General features: G+C 67.5%; 21 protein-coding genes. 10 read left to right on the top strand and 11 right to left on the bottom strand.

The features are described 5' to 3' along the window. Positions 1–26: 26 nt before the first annotated feature. Genes DNK52_RS12710 through DNK52_RS12695 form a run of 4 tightly spaced genes read right to left on the bottom strand, consistent with a single transcriptional unit; the run spans position 27 to position 3703 of the window. Positions 27–362: a non-heme iron oxygenase ferredoxin subunit gene (locus DNK52_RS12710; protein WP_110241385.1), complete on the bottom strand. Its 336-nt coding sequence runs from the start codon at positions 360–362 to the stop codon at positions 27–29. After that, a complete protein-coding gene (gene sufD, locus DNK52_RS12705; protein ID WP_110241384.1) occupies positions 362–1555 on the bottom strand; it encodes a Fe-S cluster assembly protein SufD in 1194 nt (397 codons plus the stop codon). The genes DNK52_RS12710 and sufD overlap by 1 nt, the downstream gene beginning before the upstream one ends. Positions 1556–1603: 48 nt before the next feature. Further along, positions 1604–3022 carry a Fe-S cluster assembly protein SufB gene (gene sufB, locus DNK52_RS12700; protein ID WP_110241383.1) on the bottom strand — a complete coding sequence of 473 codons (1419 nt, stop codon included), beginning with the start codon at positions 3020–3022 and terminating at the stop codon, positions 1604–1606. Between the two features lie 3 nt (positions 3023–3025). Further along, positions 3026–3703 carry a helix-turn-helix transcriptional regulator gene (locus tag DNK52_RS12695; protein WP_110241382.1) on the bottom strand — a complete coding sequence of 226 codons (678 nt, stop codon included), beginning with the start codon at positions 3701–3703 and terminating at the stop codon, positions 3026–3028. Positions 3704–3873: 170 nt separating this feature from the next. Between DNK52_RS12695 and DNK52_RS12690 the strand changes: the two genes are divergently transcribed. From DNK52_RS12690 to DNK52_RS16360, 4 genes are all read left to right on the top strand, one after another. Next, positions 3874–4767: an ABC transporter ATP-binding protein gene (locus DNK52_RS12690; RefSeq protein WP_204163549.1), complete on the top strand. Its 894-nt coding sequence runs from the start codon at positions 3874–3876 to the stop codon at positions 4765–4767. Further along, positions 4764–5531, top strand: a complete 768-nt coding sequence (locus DNK52_RS12685) for an ABC transporter permease (protein WP_110241380.1) — start codon at positions 4764–4766, stop codon at positions 5529–5531. Before DNK52_RS12690 ends, DNK52_RS12685 begins: the two co-directional genes overlap by 4 nt. A gap of 5 nt (positions 5532–5536) precedes the next feature. Beyond that, on the top strand, positions 5537–6493 hold the full coding sequence (locus DNK52_RS12680; protein ID WP_110241626.1) for a COX15/CtaA family protein: 957 nt from the start codon (positions 5537–5539) through the stop codon (positions 6491–6493). Positions 6494–6630: 137 nt separating this feature from the next. Beyond that, positions 6631–7776, top strand: a complete 1146-nt coding sequence (locus tag DNK52_RS16360) for a L,D-transpeptidase family protein (protein ID WP_110241379.1) — start codon at positions 6631–6633, stop codon at positions 7774–7776. Between the two features lie 117 nt (positions 7777–7893). Here the strand turns inward: DNK52_RS16360 and DNK52_RS12670 are convergent, their stop codons facing one another. Further along, a complete protein-coding gene (locus DNK52_RS12670) occupies positions 7894–8856 on the bottom strand; it encodes a heme o synthase (protein WP_239455562.1) in 963 nt (320 codons plus the stop codon). A gap of 106 nt (positions 8857–8962) precedes the next feature. Between DNK52_RS12670 and tkt the strand changes: the two genes are divergently transcribed. The 6 genes from tkt to pgl are packed head-to-tail and all read left to right on the top strand — an operon-like array spanning position 8963 to position 17094. Next, on the top strand, positions 8963–11083 hold the full coding sequence (gene tkt / locus DNK52_RS12665) for a transketolase (RefSeq protein ID WP_239455560.1): 2121 nt from the start codon (positions 8963–8965) through the stop codon (positions 11081–11083). Between the two features lie 60 nt (positions 11084–11143). Next, a complete protein-coding gene (tal, locus tag DNK52_RS12660) occupies positions 11144–12250 on the top strand; it encodes a transaldolase (RefSeq protein WP_110241376.1) in 1107 nt (368 codons plus the stop codon). Then, entirely contained in the window at positions 12247–13884 is a 1638-nt protein-coding gene (locus DNK52_RS12655; protein WP_204163523.1) for a glucose-6-phosphate isomerase, read from the top strand. Before tal ends, DNK52_RS12655 begins: the two co-directional genes overlap by 4 nt. Next, positions 13881–15422 carry a glucose-6-phosphate dehydrogenase gene (gene zwf, locus DNK52_RS12650; protein ID WP_476703538.1) on the top strand — a complete coding sequence of 514 codons (1542 nt, stop codon included), beginning with the start codon at positions 13881–13883 and terminating at the stop codon, positions 15420–15422. The genes DNK52_RS12655 and zwf overlap by 4 nt, the downstream gene beginning before the upstream one ends. Continuing rightward, a complete protein-coding gene (locus DNK52_RS12645) occupies positions 15419–16330 on the top strand; it encodes a glucose-6-phosphate dehydrogenase assembly protein OpcA (RefSeq protein ID WP_110241623.1) in 912 nt (303 codons plus the stop codon). Before zwf ends, DNK52_RS12645 begins: the two co-directional genes overlap by 4 nt. A 14-nt stretch (positions 16331–16344) precedes the next feature. Then, a complete protein-coding gene (pgl, locus tag DNK52_RS12640; protein WP_110241375.1) occupies positions 16345–17094 on the top strand; it encodes a 6-phosphogluconolactonase in 750 nt (249 codons plus the stop codon). 14 nt (positions 17095–17108) lie between these two features. Here pgl and DNK52_RS12635 read toward each other — a convergent pair whose 3' ends face one another. From DNK52_RS12635 to whiA, 6 genes are all read right to left on the bottom strand, one after another. Continuing rightward, positions 17109–17468 (bottom strand): RNA polymerase-binding protein RbpA, encoded by a 360-nt coding sequence (locus tag DNK52_RS12635; protein WP_110241374.1) that lies wholly within the window; start codon positions 17466–17468, stop codon positions 17109–17111. Positions 17469–17504: 36 nt separating this feature from the next. Beyond that, a complete protein-coding gene (secG, locus tag DNK52_RS12630; RefSeq protein WP_110241373.1) occupies positions 17505–17738 on the bottom strand; it encodes a preprotein translocase subunit SecG in 234 nt (77 codons plus the stop codon). Positions 17739–17768: 30 nt separating this feature from the next. Beyond that, the gene (gene tpiA, locus DNK52_RS12625) at positions 17769–18560 is read right to left on the bottom strand and encodes a triose-phosphate isomerase (RefSeq protein ID WP_110241372.1); all 792 of its coding nucleotides are present in this window, start codon (positions 18558–18560) and stop codon (positions 17769–17771) included. Positions 18561–18601: 41 nt separating this feature from the next. Then, positions 18602–19801: a phosphoglycerate kinase gene (locus DNK52_RS12620; protein ID WP_110241371.1), complete on the bottom strand. Its 1200-nt coding sequence runs from the start codon at positions 19799–19801 to the stop codon at positions 18602–18604. Positions 19802–19823: 22 nt separating this feature from the next. Next, positions 19824–20819 (bottom strand): type I glyceraldehyde-3-phosphate dehydrogenase, encoded by a 996-nt coding sequence (gap, locus tag DNK52_RS12615; protein WP_110241370.1) that lies wholly within the window; start codon positions 20817–20819, stop codon positions 19824–19826. A gap of 112 nt (positions 20820–20931) precedes the next feature. Beyond that, positions 20932–21918 carry a DNA-binding protein WhiA gene (whiA, locus tag DNK52_RS12610; RefSeq protein WP_110241369.1) on the bottom strand — a complete coding sequence of 329 codons (987 nt, stop codon included), beginning with the start codon at positions 21916–21918 and terminating at the stop codon, positions 20932–20934. Between the last annotated feature and the right edge of the window lie 53 nt (positions 21919–21971).

Genomic DNA, 21971 nt, shown 5'->3' with positions numbered 1-21971 from the left:
CTCTCTTCTTTCTCTAAGTCTGGGTGTCAGTCGGGCGTGACGCCGTTGAGGGTCTGGCTCACGTCGACGAGGATCTCGTCGCCGTTCACCTGGACCGCAAAGGTGGCGACCGGCTCCGTGGCGGGAAGGGTGGTCGGTTTGCCCGACCGGAGGTCGAAGCGCGAGCCGTGCAGCCAGCACTCGATCATGCAGTCCTCCACCTCGCCCTCGGAGAGTGCGACGTGCCCGTGCGTGCAAAGGTCCTGGACCGCGAAGAACTCGTCCTCGTGGCGAGCCACCGCGACGTCGATGCCGTCCAGGTTGACCGCCACGGCCTGACCGTCACGGAATTCCGAGATGTCGCAGGCACGCTGGAAAGCCATCAGATGTTCTTCCCGATGACGTTCTTCGCCAACTCGTCCTCGACCGTCTTCACGAGCTGCTCCTCGATCGCCGGAACGTCGATCTTGCGGATCAGGTCGTTGAAGAAGCCGTGCACGACGAGGCGCTGGGCCTCCTTCTCGCTGATCCCGCGCGAACGCAGGTAGAAGAGCTGCTCGTCGTCGAAGCGGGCGGTCGCCGAGGCGTGTCCGGCCCCCTCGATCTCACCGGTCTCGATCTCGAGGTTGGGCACCGATTCGCAGAGCGTGCCGTCGGTGAGGATGAGGTTGCGGTTCTCCTCGAAGGTGGTGATCCCCTCGGCCGCCTTGCGGATCAGGACGTTGCCGATCCACACGGTGTGGGCACCCTTGCCCTGCAGAGCGCCCTTGTAGACCGCGTTCGACTTCGTCTTGGGCTCGTTGTGGTCGACGAAGAGACGGTGCTCGATGTGCTGACCGGCGTCGGCGAAGTAGAGGCCGAGCATCTCTGCCGAGCCGCCCGGCGCGGCGTAGCGCACATTGGCGTCCATCCGGACCAGGTCACCGCCGAAGGAGATGGCAGTGTGCTTGTACGAGGCGTCGCGGCCCACGAGCGCTTCGGTCTGCGTCAGGTGGGTGGCGTCGTCCGCCCAGTCCTGGAGCGAGACGACCGAGATCTGTGCCCCGTCACCGACGCTGATCTCAACCACCTGGGCGAGTGCAGCCGATCCGGTGTGGCGCAGGACGACGACGGCCTTCGAGAACTTCCCGAAACGCAGGACCACGTGGCCGGCCTCGGTGTTGTCCGCGTCGGAGCCGACCAGGTTCACGATGACCGGCTCAGCCACCTCGGCCTCGTCCGGCACGTCCACCAGCAACGTCTCGGGGACGTCGGCCAGGATGCGCGCACCGAAGAGCGTGCTCGGCTTGTAGCCGGAGAGGCCGCGCAGGCCGCGGGCCTCCTCGCCGACGACAGTCTCGACCCGGACACCGTCAGGGGTGTTCCAGGTGATCTCGGTGGTGCTCGCGTTGAACACGGCGTCGGAGGCCAGGCCCTTGAGTCGCTTCAGCGGAGTGAAGCGCCAGACCTCCTCGCGACCCGTGGGCGCGGTGTGGTCTGCGACGTCGTACGAGCCGCTCGGGTGCAGGTGGGACTCCACCTTGCCCTGCTCCAGCGCCGAGGCGACGGAGTCCCGGGCAATGTCAGTAACAGTCACGTGACTTCTTTCTGGTTCGAGATGTGAGCAGCAGTGAGGGGCGTCGGCTCAGCCGACCGCACCCTCCATCTGCAGCTCGATGAGGCGGTTGAGCTCCAGGGCGTACTCCATCGGGAGCTCCTTGGCGATGGGCTCGACGAAGCCGCGCACGATCATCGCCATCGCCTCGTCCTGCTCCATGCCCCGCGACATCAGGTAGAAGAGCTGGTCCTCGGAGACCTTGGAGACACTGGCCTCGTGGCCCATCGAGACGTCGTCCTCACGGATGTCGACGTACGGGTAGGTGTCGGAGCGGCTGATCTGGTCGACCAGCAGCGCGTCGCAGAGCACGTTCGACTTGGAGCCGTGCGCACCCTCGTTGACCTGGATCAGGCCACGGTAGGAAGTCCGCCCACCGCCACGCGCGACCGACTTGCTGAGGATCGAGGAAGAGGTGTTAGGGGCAGCGTGCACCATCTTGGCGCCCGCGTCCTGGTGCTGTCCCTCACCGGCGAAGGCGATCGACAGGGTCTCGCCCTTGGCGTGCTCGCCCATCAGGTAGACGGCCGGGTACTTCATGGTGACCTTGGACCCGATGTTGCCGTCAACCCACTCCATCGTCGCGCCGGCCTCGCAGACCGCACGCTTGGTGACGAGGTTGTAGACGTTGTTCGACCAGTTCTGGATGGTCGTGTATCGGCAACGGCCACCCTTCTTGACGATGATCTCGACGACCGCCGAGTGCAGCGAGTCGGACGAGTAGATGGGCGCGGTGCAACCCTCCACGTAGTGAACGTAGGCGTCCTCGTCCACGATGATCAGCGTGCGCTCGAACTGGCCCATGTTCTCGGTGTTGATCCGGAAGTAGGCCTGCAGCGGGATGTCCACCTTGACGCCCTTGGGGACGTAGACGAACGAGCCACCCGACCACACGGACGTGTTCAGCGCGGAGAACTTGTTGTCACCCGTGGGGATGATCGTGCCGAAGTACTCGCGGAAGAGCTCCTCGTGCTCGCGCAGCGCGGTGTCGGTGTCGACGAAGATGACACCCTGCTCCTCGAGGTCCTCGCGGATCGAGTGGTAGACGACCTCGGACTCGTACTGGGCCGCGACACCCGACACGAGGCGCTGCTTCTCCGCCTCCGGGATGCCGAGTCGGTCGTAGGTGTTCTTGATGTCCTCGGGCAGGTCGTCCCAGGTCTGGGCCTGCTTCTCCGAGGAACGCACGAAGTACTTGATGTTGTCGAAGTCGATGGTGCTGAGGTCCGAGCCCCAGGTGGGAAGCGGCTTGCGGTCGAAGAGCTTGAGGCCCTTCAGACGCATGTCGAGCATCCACTGTGGCTCGTTCTTCTTGCTGGAGATGTCGCGCACGACTTCCTCGTTGAGCCCGCGCTTGGCCGTCGATCCGGCGTCGTCACTGTCGGACCAGCCGAAGTCGTAGTTGCCGATGCCCTTCAGCTCCGGATTCAGTTCCTCGATGGAGGTCATGGTTCAGCCTTCCTTCTTCTTCGGGATGCACGTGGTGCAGACGCCGTCGCCGAGAGCGATGGTCGCAAGCCTCTGGACATGGGTACCGAGCACCTGGCTGATCGCCTCGGTCTCGGCTTCACACAACTGCGGGAATTCGCCTGCCACGTGGGAGACGGGGCAGTGCTGCTGGCACAGCTGGTCCGCTGCGCTGACCACGGGGAGTTGCCGCACGCTCGCGGCGTAGCCCTCCGCCGAGAACACCTTCGCCAACGCCTCGGCCGGGCTCAGGTCTGGCTCCCGGGCCGTGATCACGGCGTAGTCCCGCTCGATGAACGAGGCGCGACGTCGGGCGAACGCCAGGACGGCTTCCTCGCCCCCGGTCTCGCGCAGGTAACGCAGCGCGTCCGCCGCCAAGGTGTCGTACCCCTGGTCGAAGCGGTGACGCCCGCCGTCCGTGAGGACGAACACCTTCGCCGGGCGACCGCGGCCACGGTGGCCGTAGACCTTCTGCTCCCGACCCACCACCATGCCGTCAGCGACCAGGAGGTCGAGATGGCGGCGGACCGCGGCGGGGGTGAGGTGGAGGAGTGCGGCGAGCTCCACTGCGGTCGAGGGGCCGTTTTCCAGGATCGACCGCACCACACGCTCGCGCGTGGAGGCGTCGCCCGCAGGCGCAGCAGTCGTCCGGTCGAATTCCACAACGTAAGTGTTGCTTTAATGCTGGAACGCTTCAAGTAAGGCCTCCCTTACTCGCCGCCGCGCCGTGACGAGCGTCACCCGGGACACCGCGATGCCGCGGACGACGTGGCGCTCCCTAGACTGACCCGGTGCCCCTTGCAGAACCCGCGGTCGTCGTCGACCGGCTCGTGATGAAGTACGGCGACAAATTGGCCGTCAACTCGCTGTCCCTCCAGGTGGACCGCGGGACCATCACTTCCGTACTCGGACCCAACGGAGCCGGCAAGACGACGACTCTCGAGACCTGCGAGGGATACCGGCGCCCCATGTCGGGTTCGGTGCGCGTCCTGGGCCTCGACCCCCAGAAGGACCGCCGTGCGTTGCTCCCCCGCATCGGTGTGATGCTCCAGAGCGGCGGCGCGTGGAGTGGGGTGCGTGCCATGGAGATGCTTGACCACATCGCCAAGCTGCACGCGAATCCGCTGGACACGGGGATGCTCAGCGAACGGCTCGGTCTCGCGGACTGCGGTCGCACGCCCTACCGCCGCCTCAGCGGAGGCCAGCAGCAACGGCTCGGGCTCGCCATGGCACTGGTGGGACGCCCCGAAGTGGTCTTCGTCGACGAGCCGACGGCCGGAATGGACCCCCACGCCCGTCGCACCACCTGGGACCTCCTGCAGGAGATGCGCGCCGACGGCGTCACCGTCGTCCTCACCACCCACCACATGGACGAGGCCGAGCGACTCTCGGACATGGTCCACATCATCGACCACGGCCGCGTCATCGCCTCAGGTACGCCCGAGGCCCTGACGAGCAGCAACCACAAGGCCACCTTGCGCATGGTCCTCCCGCTCCTCCCGGACGGGGCTCTGCAGGGACTCTCCGCGATCCTCGGTCCGGACCTCGAGGTCTCCCCGATCGACGACGCGAGAGTCCAGGCCCTCGGTCCCGCCGACAGCGGAACCCTGGCGGCGGTCGCACGGTGGTACGAACACCACGAGGTCCTCCCCTTCTCCCTCACCCTGGGACAGCGCACGCTCGAGGACGTCTTCCTCGAGCTCACCGGCCGAGAGATGGAAGCATGAGCACCGGCACTTTCACCCCGGATCCCGGGGGCGCGCCTCTGGGGCGCCAGGTGATGGCGCAGGCCGGCATGGAGGCCCGACTCATCCTGCGCAACGGCGAGCAGCTCCTGCTGGCCGTGGTCATTCCGGTCGTGGTGCTTCTCGGCGGCATCGTGGCCTCGAAGAGGATCGATCTCAATCTCTCCGAGCGTCCTATCGACCTGCTGGCGCCCGGAGTCCTGGCGCTCGCGATCATGTCCACCGCCTTCACCTCCACTGCCATCGCCACCGGGTTCGAGCGTCGCTACGGCGTCATCAAGCGGCTGGGGGCCAGCCCACTCCCCCGGCACGGGTTGCTCCTGGGCAAGGTGCTTGCCCTGCTGGTGGTCGAGGCCTTCCAGATCGTCGTGGTGGCAGCCCTGGCTCTCTCCCTGGGCTGGGACCCCTCGGTCTCGATCCTCGGCGTACTGCTGGCGTCCGTGCTCGGCACAGCCGCCTTCGGCGCGCTCGGACTCCTGGTCGCGGGCCTCCTCCGCGCCGAGGCGACACTGGCCTTCGCCAACCTCGTCTACCTGTTGCTCATGGTCGGCGGCGCGGTGGTCATCCCCGTCGACGAGTACGGTGCGCTGGGCCAAGTCGTACGCTGGCTCCCCAGTGGGGCCCTCGGAGAGTCCATGCGCGAGGCACTCATCCATGGCTCCCCGGCCTGGATCCCCCTGCTCGTCCTGGTCGGGTGGGCCGCCGTCGGCGCCGCCCTGACCGCACGCACCTTCCGCTGGGAGTGATCAGCATGTCGTTCACCCGGTTCGCCGAGCGTCTCTCGGTGCGTCTGTGGCCCTTGGCCGTGGCCAACATCGTGGCCAACATCGGGATCGTGGTGACCGGGGCAGCCGTTCGCCTGACCGGCTCCGGCCTGGGCTGTCCGACGTGGCCCCGATGCACGGACGACTCCTACGTCACGCACCCGAGCATGGGCATCCACGGAGCCATCGAGTTCGGCAACAGGATGCTGACCTACGTCCTCCTGGTCATCGCCGTCCTCTGCTTCGTCGCCGCCCTCGGCTCCCGCGATCGTCGGGCAGTGAAGTACTCGCTCGTCGTGGCGCTGGGGATCCCGCTCCAGGCGGTGATCGGTGGAATCACGGTGCTCACCGACCTCAACCCGTGGATCGTCTCCCTGCACTTCCTCGCCTCGATGGCGATGATCATGGTCTGCCTGGCCCTGTTGGACCACCTGCGCAGCCCCACCAGGCCCGAGGCGCCGGCGAGCGCGCGGTGGCTGGCCCTGGCGATTCTCGTGAACGGCTGGATCGTGCTCTACCTGGGCACCGTGGTCACCGGCGCCGGGCCGCACGCCGGGGACGCCGAGGCCAAGCGCAACGGCCTGGACCCGGCGTTCTTGTCACAGATCCATGCGGCCTCCGTCTACGTCCTGGTGGCCCTGACCGTGACCCTGCTCGTGGTGGCCCTTCGCATGGGCGATCGGTGGCTCACCGTCGTGGCCGCGGCCCTGCTCGCCCTGGAGCTGTTTCAGGGCGTCGTCGGCTGGACCCAGTACCTCCTCGACCTGAACGAACTTCTCGTCGCGCTCCACATGTTGGGGGCGAGTCTCCTCGCCGCTGGGTTCGCCCGAGTCTGGCTGGCCACCCGCGCGCACGTGGCAGGTGAACAGCCCACCGGACACCTCCTGGCCTGGGCGAGCGGCACGAAGCCGAGCGACCCTGACCGCATCGATGCAACCTTCTAGGCATGCCCCCCGTCCTCTGCAGGGCGAACCACTCCTTGCGGCACGTGCCGGAGAAGCCATGGAGACCCCGGGTTTTACGTAGAGTGCGTATCACTTCCATCACATCGTCACCACGACCCACCCTCGGGGGCACAGCAATGAACACCACCCGTATCACTCGTCCACGGGCCCTGCGCGCCCAGATGGCCCGGACGACGGTGGCCCTCAGCGCCACCTTCCTCGCCGTAGGCATGCTCTCCGTGCCGGTAGCGAACGCCTCCGGCCCCAGCCAGCCGCCGGTCCCGTCACCCACGGACTCCATGACCACTTCGCCCGCGGTCACGCCGACCCCGGCACCCACTGCCACCCCCACACCCGACCCGACGCCGACGCCTGTCCCGGCGCCGAAGGCGAAGCCCTTCAAGAAGATGAAGATGGGCGACCGGTCGAACCGGGTGCGCAAGCTCGAGAGCCGCCTGCACCAGCTGGGTCTGCACTCCGAGGTCATCACCTGGACGTTCGAGACGGAGACGCACAACGGCGTGGTGGCGTTCCAGAACAAGTACAAGGTCAAGGGCCGACGCGGCGTCGTGGGCACGCGGACGTGGACGAAGCTCGTCTCCTTGACCAAGGAGCCTTCGAAGAACGCGCTCAACAACGTCTACAAACCGGGCAAGCCGCTGATGCGGACGGGTTCCAAGGGCAAGAAGGTGCGCCGACTCGAGGCCCGCCTCAAGCAGCTTCGGCACTTCAAGGGCAAGGTCGGCGCAAAGTACGACCGGAAGACCAGGCTCGCCGTCCGACGCTTCCAGAAGGCCACCAAGATCCCGGTGACGGGCAAGGTCGACGTGCGCACCCGTGACCGCCTCAACGCCATCACCCGCGCCCCCAACCGCACCGAGATGTACAACCTCCCGGTCAAGGGCGCCAAGTTGGACGAGCGCTGCAAGACAGGCCGCGTCATGTGCATCGACAAGACCTCGCGCACGCTGCGATGGGTCGTCAACGGTGTGGTGAAGACCCGCCTGGATGCGCGTTTCGGTGGGGCGAAGTACCCGACCCGCGAAGGTCAGTTCAGCGTCTTCCGCAAGTCGCGTGACCACGTCTCCAGCATCTACGGCTCCTCCATGCCGTTTGCCATGTTCTTCTCGGGGGGCCAGGCCGTGCACTACTCGCCCGACTTCGCCCAGACCGGCTACAACGGCGCGTCCCACGGTTGCGTGAACATCCGTGACCGCCGCGCGATCGAGCGACTCTTCGACAAGGTGAAGATCCGCGACAAGGTTGTCGTCTACCGCTCCTGAGTCACCGGGTCCACGTCGTCAGAGTCCAGGACCCACCCACCACGAAGAACGCCCCTCTCGTCATCTCCGTCCAGAGATGCGGGAGGGGCGTTCCTGCTGTGTGAGGTGGTGGTGCGATCAGCCGATCAGCGGGTCGATTGCCACCGCCACGAAGAGCAGCGAGAGGTAGAGGTTGGAGTTGTGGAAGAGCCGCATCGGAGAGATGTCCTTGAGTGACTCGTACTTCTTCGTGCGGGCCAGCAGACGGTGCGCCTCGAGGAGGAAGACCGCTCCGAGCACGGCTGCCACGACTGGGTAGAACCAGCTGGTGGACGCAACGGGCCACAGCAGCAACGAGGTCACCACCATCACCCAGCTGTAGACCACGATGCGGGTGGCCACCACGCGGGGAGTCGCCACCACCGGGAGCATCGGGACGTCGACGTTCGCGTAGTCCTCGCGGTAGTGCATGGCCAACGCCCAGGTGTGCGGCGGCGTCCAGAAGAAGACGACCATGAAGAGCACCACGGGCTCCCACGACAGTGAGCCGGTGACCGCGGTCCAGCCGATGAGTGTCGGGAAGCACCCGGCGATACCGCCCCAGACGATGTTCTGGGTCGTACGCCGCTTCAACAGCATCGTGTAGATGAAGACGTAGAAGGCAATGGCGCCGACGGAGAGACCGGCGGAGAGACCGTTCGTCCCGTACCAGAGAGCCGCGGTGGAGAGCACGGCCAAGGTGGTCGCGAACACGAGGGCCGACACCGGCGTGACCACGTGCCTGGGGAGCGCCCGACGCTTCGTACGCCGCATCTGCTCGTCGATGTCACGGTCGTAGACGCAGTTGTACGCCGACGCAGCACCGGCGCTCATCGCACCGCCGAGCACGGTCCACAGGACGAGTCCCAGGTCAGGGATCCCCCGCGCCGCGTAGAACATCACCGGCACGGTGGTGAGGAGCAGCAGCTCGATCACCCGGGGCTTCGTGAGCCCGACGTAGGCGGTGATCACGTCCTTCACCGTCGCCCTGCCGGAACCGTCCTCCACGGAGGGTGGAATGGACATCTCGGCGGATGAGGCCGAGGGGCCGACATACGTCACGGGCTGAACCTCTGAGCATTGGGAGTGATCCGGAGTCGAGTCTAGCCCGCCGAGTAAGTAGGCTTGGGATCGCCCTGATGCACCGCTCCCCCCCGTAAGGATGCTCGTGACCGACTCCAGCAAGTCCTCCCCCGTACTTGAGTGGACCGAGCTCGACGACCAAGCCGTCGACACCGCTCGCATCCTGGCACTGGATGCGGTGCAGAAGGTCGGAAACGGTCACCCCGGGACCGCCATGAGCCTCGCTCCCGTCGCCTACCTCCTCTTCCAGAAGGTGATGAAGCACAACCCGGCCGACGCCCACTGGATGGCACGAGACCGATTCATCCTCTCCTGCGGTCACACCAGCATCACCCTCTACAACCAGCTCTACCTGGCCGGTTTCGGCCTGGAGCTCGACGACCTCAAGGCCCTGCGCACCTGGGGCTCGAAGACCCCGGGCCACCCGGAGTACCGCCACACAGCCGGCGTCGAGACCACCACCGGCCCTCTGGGCCAAGGCATCGCCAACGCCGTGGGCATGGCCATGGCCGCCCGTCGCCAGCGCGGCCTGCTGGACCCGGAGACGCCCGTGGGCGAGTCGCTCTTCGACCACCACATCTACTGCATCGCCTCCGACGGTGACATGCAGGAGGGCGTCTCCGCGGAGGCATCCTCGATCGCAGGTCACCAGCAGCTCGGCAACCTCACCCTGATCTACGACGACAACAAGATCTCGATCGAGGACGACACCGACATCGCCTTCACCGAGGACGTCGCGAAGCGCTACGAGGCGTACGGCTGGCACGTCCAGGTCGTCGACTGGGCAGGTGACCGCAGCGGCGGCTCCGCCTACGTCGAGGACGTCCCGGAGCTCTTCGCTGCCCTCGAGTCCGCTCGCGCGGTCACCGACAAGCCCTCGATCATCGTGCTCAAGACGATCATCGCCTGGCCCGCACCCTCCGCCCAGGGCACCGGTGCCTCCCACGGATCCGCGCTCGGTGAGGACGAGGTGCGCGCCACCAAGAAGCTGCTCGGGTTCGACCCCGAGCTCAACTTCGAGGTCCGCGACGACGTGATCGAGCACACTCGCCAGGCCCTGGCCCGCGGCAAGGCGCTGCGCGCCGAGTGGGACGGGCAGTTCACCCGCTGGGCCGAGGCCAACCCCGAGCGGGCTGCCTTCCTCGCCCGGACGGAGAAGAACGAACTCCCCGCGGGATGGGACGAGACCCTCCCCACCTACCCGGCCGATGCCAAGGGCGTCGCGACCCGCAAGGCCTCGGGCGAGGTCATCAACGCCCTCGCCGCCCAGCTCCCCGAGCTGTGGGGTGGTTCCGCCGACCTGGCCGAGTCCAACAACACCACGATCAAGGGCGCCGACTCGTTCGTCCCGGCCGAGCGCTCCACCTCGACCTGGACCGCGAACCCCTACGGCCGGGTCCTCCACTTCGGTATCCGTGAGCACGCCATGGGCGCGATCATGAACGGCATCACCATGCACGGCGGCACCCGCGTCTTCGGTGGCACGTTCCTGCAGTTCGCCGACTACATGCGCCCCGCGGTCCGGCTCGCTGCCCTCATGCAGATTCCGGTCACCTACGTGTGGACCCACGACTCCATCGGTCTGGGCGAGGACGGCCCCACCCACCAGCCCATCGAGCACCTCGCTGCCCTGCGCGCCATCCCGGGCCTGGACGTGGTCCGGCCGGCCGACGGCAACGAGACCGCGGCTGCCTGGAAGGCGGTCATCGAGAACACCGGTCGCCCCGCCGGTCTCTGCCTGACCCGCCAGAACGTCCCGACCTTCCCGCGTGGTGAGGAGGGCTTCGCCTCGACCGAGGGTGTCGCCAAGGGTGGCTACGTCCTCCTCGACGCCGACGGCGCTCAGCCCGACGTGGTCCTCGTGGCCACCGGCTCCGAGGTCCAGCTCGCCGTGCAGGCGCGTACGACGCTCGCTGAGCAGGGAGTGCAGGCGCGAGTCGTCTCCATGCCTTGCCTCGAGTGGTTCAACGCCCAGACCCAGTCGTACCGCGACGAGGTCATCCCGCCGTACGTGAAGGCCCGGGTCAGTGTCGAGGCCGGAATCGCGCAGGGGTGGCGCGAAATCGTCGGGGATGCCGGACGAATCGTTTCGATCGAGCAGTACGGGGCAAGTGCAGACTTCGCCCGCATCTTCACCGAGTACGGCATGACGGCTGAGGCAGTCACCACCGCCGCACTCGACAGCATCGCTGCTGCGGGGGCCTGAGCCCCTCGCACCACCCTGCGACACCCAGGCACGGGCAACACATCACATGGGAGGCACAAGATGTCCGAACGTTTGAAGTCCCTGGCCCGGGCCGGGGTGTCGATCTGGCTCGACGATCTCTCACGAGAGCGGCTCGAGACCGGCAACCTGGCAAGGTTGATCGAGGAGAACTCGGTCGTGGGTGTCACCACCAACCCGTCCATCTTCGCCTCGGCCCTGGCCAAGGGCGAGCGCTACGACGCGCAGGTGGCCGAGTTGGCTGCGCAGTCGGTGGAGGTGGAAGAGGCGGTCTTCGCGCTGACCACCACCGACGTACGACAGGCCTGCCAACTGTTCCTCCCCGTCTTCGAGGCGACCGACGGCGTGGACGGACGAGTCTCCATCGAGGTCTCCCCCGCGCTCTCCGCCGATGCCGAAGGGACCGTGGCACAGGCCCGCGAGCTCGTGGCGGCCGTGGACTCGCCCAACGTGCTGATCAAGGTCCCCGCGACCCCCGAGGGACTGGGCGCGATCACCGAGATCCTGGGACACGGCATCAGTGTCAATGTCACTCTGATCTTCGGCCTCCAGCGCTACAGCGAGGTCATGGAGGCCTACACGGCCGGCCTGGAGCTGGCCGATTCACGGGGCCACGACCTCTCGACCATCCACTCCGTCGCTTCCTTCTTCGTCTCCCGGGTCGACTCCGAGATCGACTCCCGGCTCAAGGAGAGCGGCGCGGACCAGTCCCTCTTCGGACGGGCCGGGGTCGCGAACGCCCGCCTCGCACACGCGGCGTACGAAGAGTTCTTCAGTGGTCCGCGCTGGGAGTCGTTGGCCGCACGGGGAGCCCGGGTCCAGCGCCCCCTCTGGGCCTCCACCGGAGTGAAGAACCCTGACTACCGCGACACGATGTACGTGACCGACCTCGTTGCGCCGGGAACGGTCAACACCATGCCCGAGGCGACCATGCAGGCCTTCGCGGACCACGGTGAGGTCGAGGGGGACCAGATCAGTCCGAACCACGCGAGCGCCCGAGCCACCATGGACGCCCTTGCGGACGCCGGCATCGACTACGACGACGTGATCGCCCAACTGGAAGTCGAGGGTGTCGACAAGTTCGTCGTCTCGTGGGACGAGCTGGTCGAGACGGTCCGTGGTCAGCTGGAGAAGGCGCGGCAGGCATGACACCGGGCTCGGACCACACGACGCCCCTGCCCTGGAAGATCTCCTTCCGCAGCCCCGCACCAGCCGCGTTCGATGCAGCCCTGCGCAGCCTCGTCGACGATCGGGTGGCCAGTCGACTCTTCGACCAGGACCCGACGTTGTGGGGCCCAGAGGCCGAGGCGGAAGCCGCCAAGCGCCTGGCCTGGGTGCATCTGGCAGAGAGTTCGCGCCCGCTGGTGGAGCAGATCACGCGTCTCCGTACGGAATTCCTGGCCGCGGGCCTGGACCGGGTCGTGCTGTGCGGCATGGGGGGCTCGTCCCTGGCTCCCGAGGTGATCTGTGGGGCAGCGGGCGTCGAGCTCGTCGTGCTCGACTCCTCACACCCTGACTTCGTGCGCACCGTGGTCGACGAGGAGATCGCGCGTACCGTCGTGGTCGTGTCGTCGAAGTCCGGTGGGACCGTCGAGACCGACAGCCAGCGTCGCGCGTACGAGTTGGCCTTCACCGAGGCGGGGATCAGTCCCGCCGAGCGCATCGTGGTCGTCACCGATCCCGGTTCACCGCTGCACCACGAGGCGTCCGCGGCCGGCTGCCGCGTCTTCGAGGCCGACCCCGACGTCGGCGGACGGTATTCGGCGCTGACAGCCTTCGGTCTGGTGCCGTGCGGGCTGGCCGGCGTCGATCTCGCCCAGTTGCTGGACGAAGCGGCGCAGATCCAGCCTGCCCTCGCCGCCGACGACCTGTCCAACCCCGGCCTCGAGCTGGGTGCGTTCCTGGGAGCTGCGGCAGAGCACCAGGTCGACAAGCTCATCCTCGGTGACGCGCGACCGGGCGATTCCGGCTTCGGTGCCTGGGTGGAGCAGTTGGTCGCCGAGTCGACGGGCAAGAACGGCACAGGTGTCCTGCCGATCAACGTCGGCACCACCCGGTCACCGAACTTCGATCCGAGCACACCCGACAGCGTGCTGGTGAGCTACGGCCCCGACACCGGCCTCAGCAACGATGCCCAGCGATGGTCCGCGCACGTCGAGGCCCCCATGGGCGCGCAGATGCTCCTGTGGGAGGTGGCGACGGCAGTCTGCGGGCGCCTGCTCGGCATCAACCCGTTCGACCAACCGGACGTGGAGAGCGCCAAGGCTGCCGCCCGCGGCATGCTGGAAGGCACCGATGACTCCCCAGCGCCCGTCTTCTCCGAGGGGGGCATCGCGGTGTTCGCCTCCGGAGACTGGCTGCCGGAGTCGGTCAGCAGCGTCGCCGAGGCGGTCTCGGCGTTGCTCTCCCACATCGACCCGGACCAGGGGTACCTCGCGATCCAGGCCTACCTCGACCGCCACCGGGACTCTGACCTGGAGTCCGTACGGGACCAGCTCGCGATCCGCACCTCACGCCCCGTCTCGTTCGGATGGGGCCCTCGCTTCCTCCACTCCACCGGTCAGTACCACAAGGGTGGTCCGGCGACGGGCGTCTTCCTGCAGATCACCGGGCAACCGGCGGCCGACCTCTCCGTGCCGGAGCGGCCGTTCACGTTCGGGGAGTTCATCGCGGCACAGGCGCACGGTGACGGGCAGGTCCTGGGTCAACGTCGCCGCCCGGTGCTGCGTCTTCACCTCAGCCAGCCAGATTTGTTGAGCACACTGACGGAGGCATTGACGTGACCCCGGTCCTGGACAGCCCTGCAGAGAGCAATCCACTGCGTGATCCTCGTGATCGAAGGCTGCCCAGGATCGCTGGTCCCTGCAGCATGGTCATCTTCGGAGTCACCGGTGACCTGGCCCGCAAGAAGGTCATGCCGGCCATCTACGACCTCGCCAACCGTGGTCTGCTGCCACCGGGGTTCAGCCTGGTCGGCTTCGCCCGCCGTGACTGGGAGGAGCAGGACTTCGCCCAGATCGTCGAGGAGGCCGTCCGTACGCACGCACGTACGGAGTTCCGGGAGGAGGTGTGGACGCAGCTCAGTGAGGGGTTCCGATTCGTGCCCGGTGACTTCGACGACGACGTGGCGTTCGAGACCCTCGGGCAGACGCTGCGGGAGTTGGACGTGCAACGCGGCACGGGAGGCAACCACGCCTTCTACCTGGCGATCCCGCCCGGGTTCTTCGGTTCCGTGGTCTCCCAACTCAAGGAGCACGGACTGGTCGACGGCGGAGACGCCTGGCGTCGTGTGGTCGTCGAGAAGCCGTTCGGCCACGACCTCGAGTCGGCACGCGAGTTGAATGCAGTGCTGGCCGATGTCTTCCCGTCCGGTTCGGTCTTCCGCATCGACCACTACCTGGGCAAGGAGACCGTCCAGAACTTCCTGGCCTTCAGGTTCGCCAACACCCTCTTCGAGCCTCTGTGGAACTCCCACTACGTCGACCACATCCAGATCACGATGGCCGAGGACATCGGCATCGGTGGGCGCGCCGGCTACTACGACGGCATCGGCGCGGCCCGGGACGTGATCCAGAACCATCTCCTCCAGTTGATGGCCCTGGTTGCCATGGAGGAGCCGCACTCGTTCGACGCCGAGTCGTTGCGACAGGAGAAGCGCAAGTTCCTCTCCGCGGTGACGAGCAAGGAGCCCTTCTCCCAGACCACTGCCCGCGGTCAGTACGTCGCCGGGTGGGCCGGAGGAGACAAGGTCGCCGGCTACCTGGAGGAGGACGGCATCGCAGCGGACTCCCGCACCGAGACCTACGCAGCGATCACCCTGGAGGTCGACAACCGGCGATGGGCAGGTGTCCCGTTCTACCTGCGCGCCGGCAAGAGGCTAGGACGACGGGTGACCGAGGTCGCCGTGGTCTTCCGGCAGGCGCCCCACGTGCCCTTCTCGGAGCTCGCCACCGAGGACCTCACCCAGAACGCGCTCGTGATGCGGGTCCAACCCGACGAGGGGATGACGGTGCGGTTCGGCTCCAAGGTCCCGGGCACCGCGATGGAGATCCGGGACGTCTCCATGGACTTCGCCTACGGTGGCACCTTCACGGAGTCGTCCCCCGAGGCCTACGAGCGACTCATCCTCGACGTCCTGCTCGGCGATCCGCCACTCTTCCCCCGGCACGAGGAGGTCGAGCTCTCGTGGCAGATCCTGGACCCGATCCTCGAGGCCTGGGCGGCCGACGGCGAACCCGAACCGTACGACTCCGGGACCTGGGGACCGTTGAGTGCCGACGCGATGCTCGCGCGCGACGGCCGAAAGTGGAGGCGACCATGATCGAACTGCACGACACCAACGCCTCCCAGATCGCGGCCGAATTCGTCCGCGCCCGCCGTGGCTCCGGCAGCCCGGCGATGGGGATGGTGATGACACTGATCATCGTCGTGCCCGAGGACCACGCGCTGGTCGCCTTCGACTCTGCCCGTCTGGCCTCCCAGGAGCACCCAGCCCGAGTGCTGGGAGTGATCCTGGGCGACGGCCGCGGCCATGGTCAGATCAGTGCCCAGGTGGGCATCGGCGACGGTCGCAGCGGCGAGACCGCACTGATCCGCCTCAAGGGTGAGGTGGTGCGCCATGCCTCCTCGGTCGTGCTCCCACTCCTGCTCCCCGACTCCCCCGTGGCCGTGTGGTGGCCGGTCGACCCCCCGCAGGAGCCCGCGGCCGACCCGTTGGGCTCGCTCGCCCAGAGGCGCATCACCGACTCGGCAGCCGTGACCAAGGGCAGGACGGTGGCGCTGCGGCACCAGTGCAGTGCGTACGCCCCGGGCAACACGGACCTGGCCTGGACGCGGTTGACCCCGTGGCGCGCGATGCTCGCCGCGGCCGTGGACCAACGTCCCTTCCGTGTCACGCGGGCACACGTCGTGGGCGAACGTGTCAGCCCTTCAGCCGATCTCATGGTCGCCTGGCTCACCGACCGTCTGGGGGTGGAGGTGGAGCGCAGCACCTCCGACGGCCCGGGCATCACCGAGGTCACCCTGGAGGGCAAGCACGAGACGATCTCCCTCGCCCGCGCCGACGGCAAGACCGCGGTGCTCTCGGTCACCGGGGCACCCGATCGTCACGTCGCCCTGCCCCGGCGCCCGGTGGCGGAGTTGCTCGCCGAAGAACTGCGCCACCTCGACGAGGACGAGCCCTACGCCGAAGCTGCGGCCACGCTGTTGACCTTGGCAGGCCAGGACTGAAGGAGCGCCGAACCATGAACGCGACGCACGTTGACCACGTCCACGACGACAGCACCGCGCTGGCCGACGCGGTCGCGCAGGCGTTCCTCGACCTGCTCGTCCGGGTCCAGGCCGAGGGGCGCGATCCTCACGTCGTCCTGACCGGGGGCTCCATGGCGGGCCTCGTCCACGCCCGGATCGCTGAGCTCGCCCCCGACACGGGTGTCGACTGGGGCCGGGTGCACTTCTGGTGGGGCGATGAACGCTTCGTCCCTGCCGACGACACGGAGCGCAACGCCGTCCAGGCCCAGGCCGCCCTGCTGGGCCGACTCGGGGTCACTCCGCGATTCGTGCACCGCGCGCCTGCCTCCGACACGGCGCCCGACGCCGCCACCGCCGCGCGGCAGTACGCCGAGGAGCTGGAGGCTCAGGCGCCCCGGACGTTCGACCTGGTGATGCTGAGCCTCGGACCGGACGGACACATTGCATCGCTCTTCCCCGGCCACGACGCCCTCGACGCAGACGAGAGCGAGTGGACCGTGGCAGTGACGGACTCACCGAAGCCGCCCCCGCAACGCGTCAGTCTGAGCCTTGCTGCCCTCGCCCGCACGTCCGAACTGTGGCTCATGGCGACTGGAGCGGAGAAGGCCGAAGCGGTGGTACGGAGCCGTACGCCCGGTCCGGTCAGCGAGGCGCCGTTGCGCGCGTTGCTGCACGGGGGCGCACAGGTGAAGTGGTACATGGACAGAGCCGCCACCTCACCGAAGGAGACAGCGGCTCCATGACATGCCGGGCTGGGTCAGAAGATGATCTCGCCCGACTTGCGGCGTGACCGCAGCAGCGCCACGGCCTCCTTGAGGATGTCGTCGGCCTCCGCATCGGAGCGACGCTCCTTCACGTAGGCCAGGTGGGTCTTGTAGGGCTCGTTCTTCGGCGCCGGGGGCGGGTTCTCCTGGTCCAGGCTGGCTGGCAAGCCACACTTCGGGCAGTCCCAGAAGTCCGGCACGACAGCAGCCTTGGCGAAGGCGAACTCCGATCGGTGATCTTGCGAGCAGTGGAACGTCACAGTCTGTCGTGGCGCCACAGCACCCCGCTCGGCCTCTCCCATTGGCCCCGCGCCGACTCGACTTCCCCGAATCGCATTTCCTGCACCTGCCATCTCAGTCCCTCCCCAGAGTGAAATGCAAAGTTGAGATCAGCTGTACGCCATCAGCAATCCGAGTCCGATGACGGTGGCGAACCACATCACGCCCACTGCAACAGTGAAGCGATCCAGGTTCTTCTCGGCGACCGACGAACCTCCCAGCGAACTGGTGGTGCCTCCTCCGAACATGTCGGAGAGACCACCCCCCCGCCCCTTGTGGAGCAGGACCAGAGCGATCAGCAGAAGGCTTGTCGTCACGAGCAGAACTTGAAGAAGTGTCACCACGGCAGGAACCTTACGTCAGTCATGTCGAAATCAGAGCGCCGGCAGGTCAGGGAACCGACAGATTCCCCCAAATTCGTCGGCCTGGAGGCTCGCTCCGCCGACCAGGGCGCCGTCGACGTCAGGCTTCTCCATGATCCCCGCGACGTTGGAGGCCTTCACCGAACCGCCGTACAGCACCCGTACGCCGTCGGCCGCCGCGTCTCCGTGCACCTCCCGGATCCGCTCACGGATCGCCCCACACACCTCCTGGGCGTCCTCAGGCGTGGCCACCTCGCCGGTGCCGATGGCCCAGACGGGCTCGTAGGCGATCACCAGGCCGGCGACCTGCTCGGCGGTGAAACCGGCGAGTGAACCTTCGACCTGCCCGAGGGTGTACGCCACCTGCTCGCCGGCCTTGCGGATGTCGAGACCTTCACCCACGCACACGATCGGCACCATCGCCGCAGCGAGGACCTTGTGTGCCTTGGCGTTGACCAGCGCGTCACTCTCGGCGTGGTGCTCGCGGCGCTCGGAGTGACCGACCACCACGTACGAGCACCCCAGCTTGCTCAGCATGGCCGCCGAGATCTCGCCGGTGTAGGCGCCGTTGTCGTGCACGGAGACGTCCTGGGCGCCGTACTTGATCTTCAGCCGGTCGCCGTCGACCAGCGTCTGCACCGACCGCAGATCAGTGAACGGAGGCACGACGACGACCTCGACAGCCGCGTGGTCGTGCTTCTTGTCGTCGAGCGTCCAGGCAAGCTTCTGCACCAGGACGACGGCCTCCTGGTGGTTCAGGTTCATCTTCCAGTTGCCGGCCATCAGCGGCGTACGGGCACCCATCAGGGATTCCTCTTCTCGGTCTCAGCGTGGTGAAGGGATGATCAGCGTTCGAGGACTGCGATGCCCGGGAGTTCCTTGCCCTCGAGGTACTCGAGGCTGGCACCGCCGCCGGTCGAGATGTGACCGAAGGCCGACTCGTCGAAGCCGAGGGCACGCACAGCAGCGGCGGAGTCTCCCCCGCCGACCACGGAGAGACCGTCGATGCGGGTGAGGGCATCGGCGACAGCGCGGGTGCCCTCAGCGAACGCGGGCACCTCGAAGACACCCATGGGGCCGTTCCAGAAGACGGTGCGGGCACCGTCCAGGGCTGCCGCGAACGCGGCGCCGGATTCGGGACCGATGTCCAGACCCAGGGCGTCGCTCGGGATTGCGGAAGCAGGGACCACGGAGGGGTGGGGCACCACGTCACCGGCCGGGAACGCGGTGTCCACCACGATGTCAGTCGGCAGGAGCAGCTCCACGCCCTTCTCCGCTGCGCGCGCCAGGTAGGTGCGGCAGACCTCGAGCTGATCCTCCTCCAGCAGGCTCTTGCCCACTTCATGGCCCTGGGCCTTGAGGAAGGTGAACACCATTCCTCCGCCGATGAGGATCTTGTCGGCCTTCTCGAGGAGGTTGTCGATGACGCCCAGCTTGTCCGAGACCTTGGAGCCCCCGAGGACCACGACGTAGGGACGCTCCGGGTCGACGGTGAGGCGACGCAGCACGTCGATCTCGGTCTGCACCAGTCCTCCCATGGCACTGGGAAGGCGCAGGGCCACGTCGTAGACGCTGCTCTGCTTGCGGTGCACCACTCCGAAGCCGTCTGAGACGAAGGCATCCGCAAGATTGGCCAACTGGTCGGCGAAGGCTGAGCGCACGGCGTCGTCCTTGCTGGTCTCACCCTCGTTGAAACGGACGTTCTCCAGGAGCGCGACGTCGCCGTCTCCGAGGCCCGCGACCACCTGGGCGGCAGAAGGGCCCACCGTGTCGCCTGCGAAGGCGACTGGACGTCCGAGCAGGTCAGCGAGGCGCTCGGCGACCGGAGCGAGGCTGTAGCGGTCCTCGGGCACACCCTTGGGGCGTCCCAGGTGGGCGGTCACGACCACCCGCGCGCCGGCCGCGGACAACTTCTGGATCGTGGGCAGTGAGGCCCGGATCCGTCCGTCGTCGGTGATGGTGGCGCCGTCCAGCGGGACGTTGAGGTCCGAACGGACCAGGACACGCTTGCCGCGCAGGTCGCCGAGCGACTCGATGCTGCTCATGAATTCAGTTGTCCTTCGCGACTCAGAGTGAGGAGCCGACGAGGTCGATCAGGTCGACCAGACGGTTGGAGTAGCCCCACTCGTTGTCGTACCAACCGACGACCTTGACCTGGTTGCCGATGACCTTGGTCAACGGAGCGTCGAAGATGCACGATGCCGGGTCGGTGGTGATGTCGGTGGAGACGATCGGGTCGGTCGAGTACTTCAGGAAGCGGCCATCAGCCGCCTTCTCGATCACTGCGTTGACCTCTTCGACGGTGGTCTCGCGACCGGCCTCGAAGGTGAGGTCGGTGACCGAGCCGGTCGGCGTCGGGACACGCAGCGCGTACCCGTCGAGCTTGCCCTTGAGCTCGGGGAGGACCAGCGCGATCGCCTTGGCGGCACCCGTCGAGGTGGGGATGATGTTGAGCGCAGCGGCACGGGCGCGGCGCAGGTCGCTGTGGATGTTGTCCTGGAGGTTCTGGTCAGCGGTGTAGGCGTGGATCGTGGTCATCAGACCCTTGACGATGCCGAACTCGTCGTTGAGCGCCTTGGCCATGGGGGCGAGGCAGTTGGTGGTGCACGACGCGTTGGAGATCACGTGGTGCTGCGCCGGGTCGTACAGCTCGTGGTTGACGCCCATCACGATGGTGATGTCCTCGTTGGAGGCGGGGGCGGAGATGATGACCTTCTTGGCGCCGGCGTCGATGTGCGCCTTCGCCTTGGTGGCGTCGGTGAAGAAGCCGGTCGACTCGACGACGACGTCCACACCGTGCTCGCCCCACTTGAGGTCGGCAGGGTTGCGCTCGGCGAACGCGGCGATCTCGCGGTCCCCCACCATGATGGAGGTCTCGGTCGCGGACACGTCTGCGTCGAGGCGACCGAGGATCGAGTCGTACTTCAGCAGGTGGGCCAGGACCTTGTTGTCGCTCAGGTCGTTGACGGCCACGACCTCGATGTCGGCACCCGACGCCTCGACGGCGCGGAAAAAGTTGCGGCCAATGCGGCCGAAGCCGTTGATTCCAACACGAACAGTCACAGTCACTCCTGGATTGGCGAAGATCGAACAGCAGAGTCGACTTTATCGCGCCCCACCGGGCGGCGCTCATCCGCCGTCGCCCAATGGGATCCGCTCCAGTGGTGTGGAACGCTCAGCTCTCCTCGGCCAGCATCTCCGGAGTCAACGACGCCTCGGTGTCGGGGATCCCCAACTCCTCGGCGCGCTTGTCAGCCATCGCGAGAAGTCGACGGATACGGCCGGCGATCGCGTCCTTGGTCAGCGGCGGATCGTGCAGTTGCCCGAGCTCCTCCAGCGACGCCTCCTTGTGCTGCAGACGCAGGTCACCCGCCAGCTTCAGGTGGTCCGGGACCTCCTCGGCGAGGATCTCCAGGGCGCGCTCGACCCGGGCGCCCGCAGCCACTGCTGCCCGGGCGGAACGGCGCAGGTTGGCGTCGTCGAAGTTGGCGAGGCGGTTGGCCGAGGCACGCACCTCGCGGCGCATCCGACGTTCCTCCCACGCCAGGAGGGTCTCCTGCGCGCCGAGCCTCGTCAGCAACGCACCGATCGCGTCGCCGTCACGGATGACCACCCGGTCGACCCCACGGACCTCACGAGCCTTGGCCTGGATCCCCAACCGACGGGCCACGCCCACCAGGGCCAGGGCCGCCTCGGGTCCGGGACAGGTCACCTCGAGCGAGGAGGAGCGGCCGGGCTCGGTCAGGGAGCCGTGCGCCAGGAAGGCACCGCGCCACGCGGCGACCGCGTCGCAACCGCCACCCGAGACCACCGCGGGCGGCAGGCCCCGTACGGGACGTCCGCGCCCGTCGAGCAGTCCGGTCTGGCGGGCCAGCGCCTCGCCGTCGCGCACGATGCGCACGATGTAGCGAGTACCCCGCCGGATGCCGTTGCCCTGCACCATCGCCACTTCGGACTGGTGCCCGTAGACCTCGGCGATGTCCTTGCGCAGTCGGCGCGCCGCTGCGCCGGTGTCGACCTCGGCCTCGACCACGATCCGTCCCGAGACGATGTGGAGCCCCCCGGCGAAGCGCAGCAGGGTTGCTACTTCGGCCTTCCGGCAGCAGGTCTTGGTGATCTGGGTGTTGGCGAGTTCCGCCTTCACCTGTGCCGTCATTGCCATGAGGGGGATCCTGCCACGCCTCACAAGACTGCGCTGCCCAAGTGCCACAGGTG

The organism is Nocardioides gilvus (assembly GCF_003194605.1).
In the GTDB taxonomy this organism is placed as follows: Bacteria; Actinomycetota; Actinomycetes; order Propionibacteriales; family Nocardioidaceae; genus Nocardioides; species Nocardioides gilvus.
The sequence above is the reverse complement of the archived record's forward strand: the minus strand, read 5'-3'. Positions and strand labels throughout refer to the sequence as shown.

Coding starts and splice junctions, on each gene's coding strand:
- DNK52_RS16360 (WP_110241379.1), top strand. CDS start 6,631: ATGAACACCACCCGTATCACTCGTCCACGGGCCCTGCGCGCCCAGATG.
- DNK52_RS12655 (WP_204163523.1), top strand. CDS start 12,247: ATGACACCGGGCTCGGACCACACGACGCCCCTGCCCTGGAAGATCTCC.
- sufB (WP_110241383.1), bottom strand. CDS start 3,022: ATGACCTCCATCGAGGAACTGAATCCGGAGCTGAAGGGCATCGGCAAC.
- pgl (WP_110241375.1), top strand. CDS start 16,345: ATGAACGCGACGCACGTTGACCACGTCCACGACGACAGCACCGCGCTG.
- DNK52_RS12680 (WP_110241626.1), top strand. CDS start 5,537: ATGTCGTTCACCCGGTTCGCCGAGCGTCTCTCGGTGCGTCTGTGGCCC.
- DNK52_RS12645 (WP_110241623.1), top strand. CDS start 15,419: ATGATCGAACTGCACGACACCAACGCCTCCCAGATCGCGGCCGAATTC.
- DNK52_RS12690 (WP_204163549.1), top strand. CDS start 3,874: ATGAAGTACGGCGACAAATTGGCCGTCAACTCGCTGTCCCTCCAGGTG.
- DNK52_RS12635 (WP_110241374.1), bottom strand. CDS start 17,468: ATGGCAGGTGCAGGAAATGCGATTCGGGGAAGTCGAGTCGGCGCGGGG.
- tal (WP_110241376.1), top strand. CDS start 11,144: ATGTCCGAACGTTTGAAGTCCCTGGCCCGGGCCGGGGTGTCGATCTGG.
- tpiA (WP_110241372.1), bottom strand. CDS start 18,560: ATGGGTGCCCGTACGCCGCTGATGGCCGGCAACTGGAAGATGAACCTG.
- DNK52_RS12710 (WP_110241385.1), bottom strand. CDS start 362: ATGGCTTTCCAGCGTGCCTGCGACATCTCGGAATTCCGTGACGGTCAG.
- whiA (WP_110241369.1), bottom strand. CDS start 21,918: ATGGCAATGACGGCACAGGTGAAGGCGGAACTCGCCAACACCCAGATC.
- DNK52_RS12620 (WP_110241371.1), bottom strand. CDS start 19,801: ATGAGCAGCATCGAGTCGCTCGGCGACCTGCGCGGCAAGCGTGTCCTG.
- DNK52_RS12685 (WP_110241380.1), top strand. CDS start 4,764: ATGAGCACCGGCACTTTCACCCCGGATCCCGGGGGCGCGCCTCTGGGG.